Annotated in this window: 12 protein-coding genes; 9 read left to right on the top strand and 3 right to left on the bottom strand. The window is 58.2% G+C overall.

Annotation, left to right across the window (positions count from 1 at the left end):
• Positions 1-327 precede the first annotated feature (327 nt).
• The 3 genes from AC1RP7_RS26410 to AC1RP7_RS26400 all read right to left on the bottom strand — a co-directional run bounded on the left by AC1RP7_RS26410 (position 328) and on the right by AC1RP7_RS26400 (position 2,841).
• Positions 328-600: a TfoX/Sxy family protein gene (locus AC1RP7_RS26410; RefSeq protein ID WP_057713281.1), complete on the bottom strand. Its 273-nt coding sequence runs from the start codon at positions 598-600 to the stop codon at positions 328-330.
• Between the two features lie 249 nt (positions 601-849).
• Positions 850-1,194 carry a pentapeptide repeat-containing protein gene (locus AC1RP7_RS26405; RefSeq protein ID WP_008053898.1) on the bottom strand — a complete coding sequence of 115 codons (345 nt, stop codon included), beginning with the start codon at positions 1,192-1,194 and terminating at the stop codon, positions 850-852.
• Positions 1,195-1,284: 90 nt separating this feature from the next.
• The gene (locus tag AC1RP7_RS26400) at positions 1,285-2,841 is read right to left on the bottom strand and encodes a bifunctional aminoglycoside phosphotransferase/ATP-binding protein (RefSeq protein ID WP_493183213.1); all 1,557 of its coding nucleotides are present in this window, start codon (positions 2,839-2,841) and stop codon (positions 1,285-1,287) included.
• Positions 2,842-2,957: 116 nt separating this feature from the next.
• Between AC1RP7_RS26400 and mrcB the strand changes: the two genes are divergently transcribed.
• The 9 genes from mrcB (at position 2,958) to msrQ (ending at position 12,819) form a co-directional block, all read left to right on the top strand.
• Complete coding sequence (gene mrcB, locus AC1RP7_RS26395) at positions 2,958-5,276, top strand: penicillin-binding protein 1B (RefSeq protein WP_493183215.1); 2,319 nt, start codon at positions 2,958-2,960, stop codon at positions 5,274-5,276.
• Positions 5,277-5,292: 16 nt separating this feature from the next.
• Positions 5,293-6,030, top strand: a complete 738-nt coding sequence (locus AC1RP7_RS26390) for a tetratricopeptide repeat protein (RefSeq protein WP_493183216.1) — start codon at positions 5,293-5,295, stop codon at positions 6,028-6,030.
• A complete protein-coding gene (locus tag AC1RP7_RS26385) occupies positions 6,030-6,365 on the top strand; it encodes a YqcC family protein (RefSeq protein WP_090451421.1) in 336 nt (111 codons plus the stop codon). Before AC1RP7_RS26390 ends, AC1RP7_RS26385 begins: the two co-directional genes overlap by 1 nt.
• Before the next feature lie 483 nt (positions 6,366-6,848).
• Positions 6,849-8,573, top strand: a complete 1,725-nt coding sequence (locus tag AC1RP7_RS26380) for an acetolactate synthase 3 large subunit (protein WP_057716561.1) — start codon at positions 6,849-6,851, stop codon at positions 8,571-8,573.
• Between the two features lie 2 nt (positions 8,574-8,575).
• Positions 8,576-9,067, top strand: a complete 492-nt coding sequence (gene ilvN, locus AC1RP7_RS26375) for an acetolactate synthase small subunit (protein ID WP_003205610.1) — start codon at positions 8,576-8,578, stop codon at positions 9,065-9,067.
• A 45-nt stretch (positions 9,068-9,112) separates the two neighbouring features.
• A complete protein-coding gene (ilvC, locus tag AC1RP7_RS26370) occupies positions 9,113-10,129 on the top strand; it encodes a ketol-acid reductoisomerase (protein ID WP_003228216.1) in 1,017 nt (338 codons plus the stop codon).
• Between the two features lie 143 nt (positions 10,130-10,272).
• Complete coding sequence (gene pssA / locus AC1RP7_RS26365; RefSeq protein ID WP_007971084.1) at positions 10,273-11,127, top strand: CDP-diacylglycerol--serine O-phosphatidyltransferase; 855 nt, start codon at positions 10,273-10,275, stop codon at positions 11,125-11,127.
• 58 nt (positions 11,128-11,185) lie between these two features.
• On the top strand, positions 11,186-12,199 hold the full coding sequence (gene msrP, locus AC1RP7_RS26360; RefSeq protein ID WP_493183217.1) for a protein-methionine-sulfoxide reductase catalytic subunit MsrP: 1,014 nt from the start codon (positions 11,186-11,188) through the stop codon (positions 12,197-12,199).
• Complete coding sequence (gene msrQ / locus AC1RP7_RS26355; RefSeq protein WP_340314514.1) at positions 12,199-12,819, top strand: protein-methionine-sulfoxide reductase heme-binding subunit MsrQ; 621 nt, start codon at positions 12,199-12,201, stop codon at positions 12,817-12,819. Before msrP ends, msrQ begins: the two co-directional genes overlap by 1 nt.
• Positions 12,820-12,898: the final 79 nt, after the last annotated feature.

The following is a 12,898-nucleotide window of genomic DNA, read 5'->3' as shown; positions in this document are numbered from 1 at the left end:
GTTTATGCGCCTGACCACCCGCGTCGTCGTGATCTGCATGGAGCATCCATCGCGGCATCCTGTCAGTACTTTTCCACAGGCAAAAAAAGACCCGGCAAGAGCCGGGTCAAATAACCGTGATTAGCCTGATGAGGAGATAATCCGAGAGTCCGAACCAAGGGCTTTTCAGAATATCGACCAGTCTCGCGACCAGTTGTGATAATCATATCGATTCTCATTACCAAGTCAACCGCTGTTTTTCGATTTCCTTGCGATTTGCCGGATTTGTGTCTGCAGGCCCCGCAATCATTGGGTTCCAGGTTGCAAACTTCAGAAATAGTTGTCGGATCAATTCTTGTTGCGTGTAGAGATGGCTTCCAGTTGTTTGTTCAGGGCTTCCTTGCGCTCGGCAGGAATATCATTCCAGTGAACGTCCATCAGGGCGCCTTCAATTGCGTACAACAACACCTTGGACGCCCGAAAACCGCGCGTGCGCACGGCTCGATAAGCATCCACCGCCCCGAGGCGACGCAAGTCCGAAGCGCTATGGATGCCCACGGCATGCAGCCATTGCGCTGACGTCTTGCCAAGATTCTTCAGGTGTTGCAGTTCATCATTCATCAAGCCTCCTTGCGATGGCCGAATGGAGAGCGTGGGCAATCTTCTGAGGAGTGTAGCCATCAGTAGGAAAAGCGTGATTGTTTGCTCGTTTACGACGCAAATGCTTCTAAGAAACGAGCATTGGCAGTGCATGAACAAGTCTATGAGCGCAGTGGAGAGAGAGGCGGGGAAGAATCTGGAAACAAAGGGCGAACATCCCCACCGTCCAGCGCAACGAGAGGCGCCGGACGTGTCAGTCAGCGACGATGATCAGCGGGTGCGATAGCGCAATCGCGTGCCGAAGTTCATCGACATCAGGATTTCGTCGGCACTGAGTTCCACTGGAAAGTACGTACCGGAGATCTGCGCGTGGGCCAGGCTCGCGCCTTCCAGGTTCGCTTTGCGAAAATCGATGCCACGCAAGTCGGCGGAACGGAAGTAGGCGTCGCTGAAATCCACGCCGTCGGCATTCAGTTCGCGCAGGTCCAGCCCCCGGAAATCTCCACCCACCATGTCGATGGGGCCATCCTTGGGGCGTTCACTGTTGAAGCCTTTGATGTCGTCTTTGTGCAGCAGGGCATATAGCGGTGTGTCGAGAAGTTTTGGCTGGCTCATGTCGCATCACCTGATGTTTTTATGACGCCAGTATAGTGCCACTATTTGACGGTCGTGAAGCCAGCGAGGGCCTCACGACTGAAATAGTTCTTACAGCCCTGGCAGGCGCTGGCGAATTTGCTCCACAACGGTATCGAGCGTCCCGCTTTCATTGGTCTGGACGCGTTTGCTGCAGAGGATTTCCGCGGGTGTCAGCGCTTCACGGCTGTCTTGCTGGGCGGCAATAACAGCCAGGGTGGCGTCGGATGGGTCTTTCTTGTCTGCCTGGCGCATGGCCAGCCAGCTTTCGATCACGGCCTGTGGCGCATTGCAGTCGAGGATCAGGAAGGGTGCACCCGTGGCCTCGGCCACCTTCGCTGCACTGTCACGCTGATCACGCTTGAGATAAGTGGCGTCGACCACCACCGGGAAACCCGCACGCAGAATGACGTCGGCGATTTCGTGGAGGCGGGCATAGGTCGCCGCGCTGGCGTCGGCGCTATAGATGCCGGCCTGCACGTCATTCTCGACGGTTTGCTCGCCGAACAGGCGCTTGCGCTCGACATCGGAACGCAGGCGAATCGCGCCCAGAGCTTCGACCAGGCGCATGGCGACATGGCTCTTGCCGACAGCGGAAACACCGTGGGTAATGGCCATGAAGCGTGAAGGAATGGTGCTGTAGCTTTCGGCCAGGTTGGCGTAGTTGCGGTACTGGCGTAAGGTCGTGGCGCGCTGCACCGCAGTGGCGTCGGCCGGAATGCTGAACAGGGCAACCTTGGCGCGAACCAGTGCGCGGTAGGCTTTATAGAAGTTCAGCAGTTCGAGACCGCGATAGTCGCCTGTCAGCTCCAGGTACTGGCTGATGAAGCGACGCGCCAGGCACTTCAGGCCGCGATCTTCCAGGTCCATCGCCAGGAAACCGGTATCGGCATAAACGTCGGTAAAGCGAAACGGTTCGTTGAATTCGATGCAGTCGAAGATCACGACCTTGCCGTCGATCACGGTTGCATTGCCCAGATGGATATCACCGTGGCATTCACGAATGAAACCTTCGGCCTTGCGCTGGGCGAGCAGCGGTTTGAGGCGCTCGAAGCTGCTTTCGGCCCAGGCTTGCAGGGCGTCGAGTTGCAACAGGTCGGCTTTGTCGCTGAGGAACGGACGAATCTGTTCGAAGTTCTGCCGCACCGGCGCCATGACGCTGTCCGGGGTGCCGGCTTCGTGCCCGGCCGGTACTTTCGGCGCGCTGAGGTGGAAGCGGGCGATTTGCTCGGCCATCTCGTCGATGTGCGCGGTGGTCAGTTCGCCATTGGCTTGCAGGGTGCTGAGCAAGCCGTTTTGCGGGAACTGACGCATCTTCAGTACATATTCGATGGCCGGGCCTTCACCGCCCAGTTGCGGAGCCTCGGCGCTGCCGGTGACGGGCAGCACTTCGAGGTACAAATCGTCGGTCAGACGCTGGTTCAGGCGCAGTTCTTCAGCGCAAAAGTGTCCGCGAGCCTCAAGGCTGGTGAAGTCGAGAAAACCGAAATTGACCGGCTTCTTCACTTTATAGGCATAGGGGCCGGTAAGCAGTACCCAGGAAATATGGGTCTCGATGACCTGGAATCCCTCTACAGGATGCGGGTAGAGGGCAGGGTTTTGCAGGGCAGCGATCAGGGACTGGCTCACAGGCGATCCTTCAGAGTCTGGGAAATTCAAGGCCGTCATTATGGCCGCAAGTCGGCTTGACGCAAACCTCGGAGCGCTCCTGTTGAGGATGAATAAAGTGCGTATAATCCGCCGCCATGACTCGTACTCGAACTCCCCGTACCCCGAAAAAACCACCCTCCAGGGGCCTGCGCCCGTGGTTGGGCTGGGCCATTAAACTCAGTCTGGTCGCCCTTGTGGTGCTGGCCGGATTCGCCGTTTACCTTGATGCGATCGTCCAGGAGAAGTTTTCCGGCAAGCGCTGGACCATCCCGGCCAAGGTTTACGCGCGCCCGCTCGAGCTGTTCGTCGGACAGAAGCTGAGCCGGGATGATTTCCTGACCGAGCTCGATGCCTTGGGCTATCGCCGCGAAAGCGTGGCCAACGGTCCGGGGGCGGCGTCGGTCAACGGCAATACCGTTGATCTGAATACCCGTGGCTTCCAGTTCTATGAAGGCATGGAGCAGGCGCAACCGGTGCGGGTGCGTTTCTCCGGCGATTACGTGGCCGAGTTGGCGGGGGCAAAAGGCTCGAAGCTGTCGGTGGTGCGCCTGGAGCCGCTGCTGATCGGCGGCCTGTACCCGAAAAACCTCGAAGACCGGATTCTGATCAAGATCGATCAGGTGCCACCGTACCTGCTTGAAACGCTGGTGGCGGTCGAGGATCGCGATTTTTATCATCACTTTGGTGTTTCGCCGAAGTCGATCGCCCGTGCAATCTGGGTCAATGGTTCATCCGGGCGCATGCGTCAGGGCGGCAGTACCCTGACGCAGCAGTTGGTCAAGAACTTCTACCTGACCAACGAGCGCAGCCTGAGCCGCAAACTCACCGAAGCGATGATGGCGCTGCTGCTTGAACTGCACTACGACAAGCGCGAAATCCTTGAGGCTTACCTCAACGAAGTGTTTGTCGGGCAGGACGGTCAGCGTGCGGTGCACGGTTTCGGTCTGGCCAGCCAGTTCTTCTTCAGCCAGCCGCTGGCCGAGCTCAAGCTGCATCAGGTCGCGCTGCTGGTGGGCATGGTCAAGGGGCCTTCTTCCTATAACCCCCGTCGTAATCCGGAGCGTGCCCTCGAGCGGCGCAACCTGGTACTCGATGTGCTGCAAGAGCAGGGCGTCGCGACCGCCGAGCAGGTTGAGGCAGCGAAGAAAATGCCGCTGGGCGTGACCAAGCGCGGCAGTCTGGCGGACAGCTCGTTCCCCGGCTTCCTCGATCTGGTCAAGCGTCAGTTGCGCGAAGACTATCGCGACGAAGACTTGACCGAAGAAGGGCTACGCATCTTCACCAGTTTCGACCCGATTCTGCAGATGAAGGCTGAGGCCTCTGTGAACGACACCTTCAAGCGTCTGGCAGGACGCAAGGGTTCCGATGACGTCGAAGCGGCAATGGTCGTGACCAACCCGGAAACCGGGGAAGTGCAGGCCATGATCGGCAGTCGCCAGGCCAGTTTTGCCGGGTTCAACCGGGCGCTGGATGCTGTACGGCCGATCGGCTCGCTGATCAAGCCGGCTGTTTATCTGACCGCACTGGAGAAACCGAGCCAGTACACATTGACCAGTTGGCTGTCGGACGAGTCCTTCTCGATCAAAGGCGCGGATGGTCAGGTCTGGAAGCCGCAGAACTACGATCGTCGTTCTCACGGTACGGTGTTCCTCTATCAAGGCCTGGCGCATTCCTACAACCTGTCGACCGCGCGTCTTGGTTTGGCGGTCGGTGTGCCGAACGTATTGAAGACGGTGGCGCGCCTGGGTGTGACGCGTGAATTCCCGGCCTTCCCGTCGATGTTGCTCGGGGCCGGCGGCATGACGCCAATCGAAGTGGCGACCATGTACCAGACCTTGGCCAACGGCGGCTTCAATACGCCGATGCGCGGGATTCGTAGCGTGCTGACTGCCGAGGGCGAGCCACTCAAGCGTTATCCGTTCCAGATTCAGCAGCGTTTTGATCCGGCCTCCATTTACCTGATCCAGAGCGCCATGCAGCGGGTGATGCGTGAGGGTACCGGCAGCTCGGTTTATAACGCGTTGCCAAGGACCCTGACCCTGGCGGGCAAGACCGGTACCAGTAACGATTCGCGAGACAGTTGGTTTGCCGGTTTCAGCCAGGACTTGCTGGCGGTGGTCTGGCTGGGTCGCGACGACAACGGTAAGACGCCATTCACCGGCGCAACCGGGGCCTTGCAGGTCTGGACCAGCTTTATGCGCAAGGCCGACCCGTTGCCGCTGGACATGCCGCAGCCGGATAATGTCGTTCAGGCCTGGGTGGACTCGCGAACCGGGCAAGGTTCTGACGCCGGTTGCCCTGGTGCCGTGCAGATGCCGTATATTCGCGGCAGCGAACCGCCTCCCGGTGCCGCTTGCGGTGGTGAAAACCCTGCCGAGACGGTGATGGACTGGGTCAAGGGCTGGATGAATTAAGCAAAGAGGGTTTCAAGTGAACAAGTGGTTGATTCCAGCGGTTGCCGCCGTAGCTTTGCTCAGCGGTTGCTCTAGCGTACAACGTGGCTCGATTCCGGTCGTGGATTCCGGCACCGCCGTGTCCAACAGTGAGCGGATCTCGGCCAATGGCGGTTTCCGCCAGACGACCGTCAAGCGCCCTGCGCAAGGTCAGTCGCAGACCCAGGCGATTCCGCAAGGTGACAGCGGCGTAGTGGTGATGGTGCCAGGCGCGGCAACGACTTCGACGCCGATCAGCACCACGCCGATTACCCCGGGTCCGATCACGCCGGGGCCGATTGACACGTCGCCGGTCCAATCGGCGCCGATCAATCCGGGCAGCTACAGCATGCCGTCGTCGCCAAGCGGGATTCCGTCGGCCAGTTCGGGCGGGCTTTCTGCCGACGAGCAATTGGACGGCCCGGTATTGGCTTTGCTGACCACCGCTCAACAGCAACAGGCGAGCGGTGATCTCAATGGTGCCTCCTCCAGCCTCGAACGCGCCCAGCGCGTTGCTCCGCGTGAGCCGCAGGTGCTTTTCCGTCTGGCCCAGGTACGCATGGCTCAGGGCGATGCGGCCCAAGCCGAGCAGTTCGCTCGCCGTGGACTGAGCTTTGCCAATGGCCGTCCAGCCCTTCAGGCCAACTTGTGGGAGCTGATTGCCCAGGCGCGTGAAAAGCAGGGTGACTCCCAGGGCGCGACATTGGCTCGACAGAAGGCCAAGGTAACGCTGTGATGGATGTGCGCTTTCTGAAAATCGCCGATCAACTGTTGTTGATCGAGCGCGAGTTGCGGGTGCAAGGGTGGTGGGATGAAGTCCCGCCCTCTGCCGAAGCGCTTTCCAGTGTCGAGCCGTTTTCGGTCGACACACTGGATTTCGAGCAATGGCTGCAATGGATCTTCCTGCCACGCATGAAGATGATCCTCGAGCAGGATTTGCCGCTACCCAATGCTTCGGGCATTCAGGAAATGGCTGAAATGGTCTTTGCCGGGCGCAATGTCCAGGGTAGGGATCGGCAGTTACAGGTGCTGCTCAAAGAATTCGATCAACTGATCACCGCGTCCCGCTGAGCCAGAAGCTGCCAGTGTCCGCTGGCAGTTGTTCACAATATCTCTCTATTTTGTCGGCCGTTTCAGGGTAAGTGCATTCGCGTGCCAATTTTTTGCTAAAAGTTGCGCAATCAAAGCTAACACGGGGTGGATTTACGGGTTTTTTCTTGCGTTCTCATGTGCTTAGTAGAATAAAGCACATAGACGACTTGACTTGCGAAGGCCGAAACAGAAGAATCCAAAGTCCGCTGTACAGGGACTGCCAGAAGCAGACCCTCTCAGCAGATCATGAGGCGCATATCCGCGTCGACCTGTTACACCCGCAACGCGTTACCTCGCGCTGGGTGGGAAAGCCCCGCAACACTTGGGACGATCCCAATACTTGCTCAGTCAGTGCTGACGTAGTCGGCGACCACCGTCGCTCATGCTCTGCCGAGAAGTAAACCTATTAAGACCCGTCCCATTTTTCGTGGGCGGTATTCTGGCGTTTTAGAGGTGAGCAACGTGGAGCTTTTATCTGGCGGTGAGATGCTCGTCCGCTTCTTGCGTGACGAAGGCGTCAAATATATCTACGGGTACCCGGGTGGTGCTCTTCTTCATGTCTACGATGCCCTGTTCAAAGAACCGGAAGTGACCCACATCCTGGTTCGTCACGAGCAAGCGGCTACCCATATGGCTGACGGCTACGCCCGTGCCACCGGTAAAGCCGGCGTGGTACTGGTGACTTCCGGTCCTGGCGCAACAAACGCCATCACCGGTATCGCCACCGCCTACATGGACTCCATTCCAATGGTGATCATTTCCGGCCAGGTGCCTAGCACCATGGTTGGCACCGATGCGTTCCAGGAAACCGACATGATCGGTATCTCCCGGCCGATCGTGAAGCACAGCTTCATGATCAAGCACGCGTCGGAAATCCCGGAAGTCATGAAGAAGGCGTTCTACCTGGCGCAATCCGGTCGTCCTGGCCCGGTCGTTGTCGATATCCCGAAAGACATGACCAACCCGGCCGAGAAGTTCGAATACGTCTTCCCGAAAAAGGCCAAGCTGCGTTCCTACAGCCCGGCTGTTCGCGGTCACTCCGGTCAAATCCGCAAGGCGGCAGAAATGCTCCTGGCGGCCAAGCGTCCTGTGTTGTACTCGGGCGGCGGCGTGATCCTGGGCGGTGGTTCCGCACCACTGACCGAACTGGCGAAGATGCTCAACCTGCCAGTGACCAATACCCTGATGGGCCTCGGTGGCTACCCTGGCACCGACCGTCAGTTCATCGGCATGCTCGGCATGCACGGCAGCTACACCGCCAACCTGGCGATGCACCATGCTGACGTGATCCTCGCTGTCGGCGCACGTTTCGACGACCGTGTCATCAACGGCGCGTCGAAGTTCTGCCCGAACGCGAAGATCATTCACATCGACATCGACCCGGCTTCGATCTCCAAGACCATCAAGGCCGACGTGCCTATCGTGGGGCCGGTTGAGAGTGTCCTGACCGAAATGGTCGCGATCCTCAAGGAAATCGGCGAGACCCCGAACAAGGAGTCCGTTGCCAGCTGGTGGAAGCAGGTTGACGAGTGGCGCGGTGATCGCGGCCTGTTCCCGTATGACAAGGGCGACGGCAGCAAGATCAAGCCTCAGACCGTGATCGAAACCCTGTGCGAAGTGACCAATGGCGATGCCTTTGTGACCTCCGACGTGGGTCAGCACCAGATGTTTGCTGCGCAGTACTACAAGTTCAACAAGCCGAACCGCTGGATCAACTCCGGTGGCCTGGGCACCATGGGCTTCGGTTTCCCGGCAGCCATGGGCATTCAGTTGAGCTATCCGGATGCCGACGTCGCCTGTGTGACGGGCGAAGGCAGTATCCAGATGAACATCCAGGAGCTGTCCACCTGTCTGCAATACGGTTTGCCGGTAAAAATCGTCATTCTGAACAACGGCGTTCTGGGTATGGTTCGTCAGTGGCAGGACATGAGCTATGGCAGCCGTCACTCGCACTCCTACATGGAGTCGTTGCCTGACTTCGTCAAGCTGGCTGAAGCCTATGGTCACGTTGGCGTGCGCATCACTGAATCGAAAGATTTGAAGTCGAAGATGGAAGAAGCGTTCGCCATGAAAGATCGCCTGGTGGTGATCGATATTTCGGTCGATACCAGCGAGCACGTCTACCCGATGCAGATCAAAGACGGCTCCATGCGCGATATGTGGCTGAGCAAGACGGAGCGTACCTAATCATGCGGCACATTATTTCCTTGCTTCTGGAAAACGAACCCGGTGCTCTGTCTCGTGTGGTTGGCCTGTTCTCGCAGCGCAACTACAACATCGAAAGCCTGACTGTGGCACCAACCGAAGACCCGACCCTGTCGCGTCTGACGCTGACCACGGTCGGTCACGATGAAATCATCGAGCAGATCACCAAGAACCTGAACAAGCTGATCGAAGTGGTAAAACTGGTCGACCTGTCGGAGAGTGCTCACATCGAGCGCGAACTGATGCTGGTCAAGGTCAAGGCCACCGGCGCCCAGCGCGCCGAGATCAAGCGCACTACCGATATTTACCGTGGGCAGATCGTCGATGTCAGCGCCAGCGTGTATACCGTTCAACTGACCGGTACCAGCGACAAGCTCGACAGCTTCATTCAGTCCATTGGCACCGCCTCGATTCTGGAGACCGTCCGTAGTGGCGTGACCGGCATTGCCCGCGGCGACAAAGTACTCAGCATCTAAACCAAATTAGCGAACGGCCTGAACGGCCTGATATAGGGGAAATTCATGAAAGTTTTCTACGATAAAGACTGCGACCTGTCGATCATCCAGGGCAAGAAAGTTGCCATCATCGGTTACGGTTCCCAGGGCCACGCTCAAGCGTGCAACCTGAAAGACTCCGGCGTTGACGTGACTGTCGGCCTGCGTAAAGGTTCGGCTACCGTTGCCAAGGCTGAAGCCCACGGCCTGAAAGTGACCGACGTTGCTTCTGCTGTTGCAGCTGCCGACCTGGTCATGATCCTGACCCCGGACGAATTCCAGTCCTCCCTGTACAAGAACGAAATCGAGCCGAACATCAAGAAAGGCGCCACCCTGGCCTTCTCCCACGGCTTCGCGATCCACTACAACCAGGTTGTGCCGCGCGCTGACCTCGACGTGATCATGATCGCGCCGAAGGCTCCAGGCCACACCGTACGTTCCGAGTTCGTGAAGGGCGGCGGTATCCCTGACCTGATCGCTATCTACCAGGACGCCTCGGGCAACGCCAAGAACGTCGCCCTGTCCTACGCTGCCGGCGTTGGCGGCGGTCGTACCGGCATCATCGAAACCACCTTCAAGGACGAAACTGAAACCGACCTGTTCGGCGAACAAGCCGTTCTGTGCGGCGGTACCGTTGAGCTGGTCAAGGCCGGTTTCGAAACCCTGGTTGAAGCTGGCTACGCGCCGGAAATGGCCTACTTCGAGTGCCTGCACGAACTGAAGCTGATCGTTGACCTCATGTACGAAGGCGGTATCGCCAACATGAACTACTCGATCTCCAACAACGCCGAATACGGCGAGTACGTGACCGGCCCTGAAGTCATCAACGCCGAATCCCGTCAGGCCATGCGCAACGCCCTGAAACGTATTCAGGACGGCGAATACGCCAAGATGTTCATTAGCGAAGGCGCTACCGGCTATCCTTCGATGACCGCCAAGCGTCGTAACAACGCCGCTCACGGTATCGAAATCATCGGCGAGCAACTGCGCTCCATGATGCCGTGGATCGGTGCCAACAAGATCGTCGACAAAGCTAAAAACTAAGTCACGCGCTTGTACGAAAAACGCGGCTTAGGCCGCGTTTTTTCGTTTGGGGGGCCGGTTCTGGTATAAAGCTGCATCGTTTGCGGCCGAACCGTCGTCCCAGACACCTGTCCAAACTTTCCACCCGTTGCAAGGTAATGTCCATGAGCGAACGCCCCGAAGAGCCAAACCAGGCTTCTGACGCCGAAAGCCTGCTGCCCATCGATGAACATGTCGAGGAAGGGCATGACGCCGAAGGTCGTAAAGTCCGGCATCGTGGTATCTATCTTCTGCCGAATCTGTTTACCACTGCGAATCTGTTCGCAGGGTTCTATTCCATCATCAACTCAATGAGCGCCCAGGCGGCCTTGAGTGCCGGTGACTCGGCCAATGCGAGCAAGTATTTCGCGTTCGCGGCCATCGCGATCTTCGTCGCAATGGTGCTCGATGGTCTTGATGGGCGCGTGGCCCGCATGACCAATACCCAGAGCGCCTTCGGTGCCGAGTACGACTCGCTGTCGGACATGGTTGCCTTTGGTGTTGCCCCGGCATTGCTGGCCTTCGGTTGGGCCTTGGGTGACATGGGCAAGGTTGGCTGGATGGTCGCCTTCATCTATGTGGCGGGCGCGGCCTTGCGCCTTGCGCGCTTCAACACTCAGGTCGGTACGGCGGACAAGCGCTACTTCATCGGTCTGGCCAGTCCTGCCGCTGCGGGTGTGGTTGCAGGTATCGTCTGGGCGTTCAGTGACTACGGCATTCAGGGTTCCAAGATGTCCTTCCTGGTTGCGCTGATGGTTGCGGCGGCCGGCATGCTGATGGTCAGCAACATCAAGTACAACAGCTTCAAGGAGCTGGACCTGAAGGGGCGAGTGCCTTTCGTGGCGATTCTCGCCGTGGTGCTGGTGTTCGCAGTGGTGTTCAGTGACCCTCCGCGTATCCTGCTGCTGGTGTTTCTCGCCTATGCAGCCTCCGGCCCGGTTCAATATCTGTTACGTCTTCGCCGTAACAAGAGCGCGTAATTTCCCTCATACTCCGCAGTCTATGGGTGCATCTGTCCTCCAAAGCTGCGGAGTAACCATGCTGATCAAAGTCCCCAGAACGTCCGACTGCCACGAGTCGGACGTTACGCCTGAATCCCTCTATCTTTCTCGACGCAAAGTGCTCGGCGCCACGGTTGCGGGCTTCGCTCTGGGCAGCCTGCCGCAATGGGCCAGCGCTGGCGATGCTGTGCGTTATCCGGATGTAGAGCCCGGCAAGGCGCCTTCCTGGTTCAGCGAAAAACTTTCGGCTACCCAGTGGGGAGCGATCAGCGTCAAGGATGAGGCGATCACGCCGTTCAAGGATGCGACCCACTACAACAACTTCTACGAGTTCGGCACAGACAAAGGTGATCCGGCCGCCAATGCCGGCACGCTGAAGACGGAACCGTGGTCGGTAGTGGTGGACGGGGAGGTGGGCAAGCCTGGGCGGTATGCGCTGGAGGACCTCATGAAGCCGTATCGGTTGGAGGAGCGAATCTACCGGCTGCGTTGCGTGGAAGCCTGGTCGATGGTCATTCCCTGGATCGGTTTTCCGCTCTCGGCCTTGCTCAAGGAAGTCGAGCCGACCTCGAAAGCCAGATTCATCCGCTTCGAAACCTTGCAGGATCCCAAAAGCATGCCGGGGCAGCGCTCCGGTTTTGCCTTGATCGACTGGCCCTATGTGGAAGGGTTGCGACTGGATGAGGCCATGAATCCATTGGCGATTCTCGCAGTGGGGATGTACGGGCGTGAATTGCCCAATCAAAACGGTGCGCCGTTGCGTTTGGTGGTGCCTTGGAAATATGGCTTCAAGAGCATCAAGTCAATCGTGCGCATCAGTCTGGTCAGCGAGCAGCCGAAAACCACTTGGCAGAGTATTGCTGCGGATGAATATGGCTTTTATGCGAATGTGAATCCCACCGTTGATCATCCTCGCTGGACTCAGGCGCGTGAACGCCGCCTGCCCAGTGGCTTGTTCAAGCCCAATGTGCGCGACACGCAAATGTTCAACGGCTATTCAGAGGAAGTCTCCTCTCTATATGCGGGGCTCGACCTGAGGAAGAATTACTGATGCGCTATCCGTTTTGGCGTATCGGTGTCTTTGTCGTGGTGCTGGTGTGGCCGCTGCTGTGGCTGTACCAGGCCTGGGAGGATGTCCTCGGGCCGGATCCGGGCAAGGTGCTGGTCGATCGATTGGGTTTGGGGGCGCTTGTTCTGCTGCTCGTAATCCTGAGCTTGACGCCTTTGCAGAAACTCACCGGTTGGGCGGGGTGGAATGCCGTGCGGCGACAGTTGGGGTTGTGGTGCTTTGCCTATGTGCTGCTCCACCTCAGTAGTTATTGCGCATTCATACTTGGTTTTGACTGGTCACAGCTGGGAGTCGAGTTGCGCAAGCGGCCTTACATTATTGTCGGGGCGTTGGGTTTTCTTGGTTTGCTGGCATTGGCGGTGACTTCCAATCGATACAGTCAGCGACGATTGGGTGCCCGCTGGAAGAAGTTGCATCGCCTTGCTTATGTCATTCTCGGGCTTGGATTACTGCATATGCTCTGGATTGTGCGCGCCGACCTGAAAGAGTGGGTGATCTATGCATCTATAGGTGCGTTGCTGTTAATGCTGCGGCTACCGCCTGTGGCTCGTCGAATCCCGCGTCTAATGGCTAAAAAGGCCTCTTCTGCCAAAAAGGCGTAAATAGTGCTTGACGGCAGATTCCAGGTGTCTATAATTCGCCCCACTTCCGGCGCAGTCGAAACGGAAAACTCCTTGGTAA

It is taken from the genome of Pseudomonas sp. GW822-FHT01E03 (genome assembly GCF_058802985.1).
Note: the sequence above shows the minus strand (reverse complement) of the source record. Positions and strands in the feature narration are given on the sequence as shown.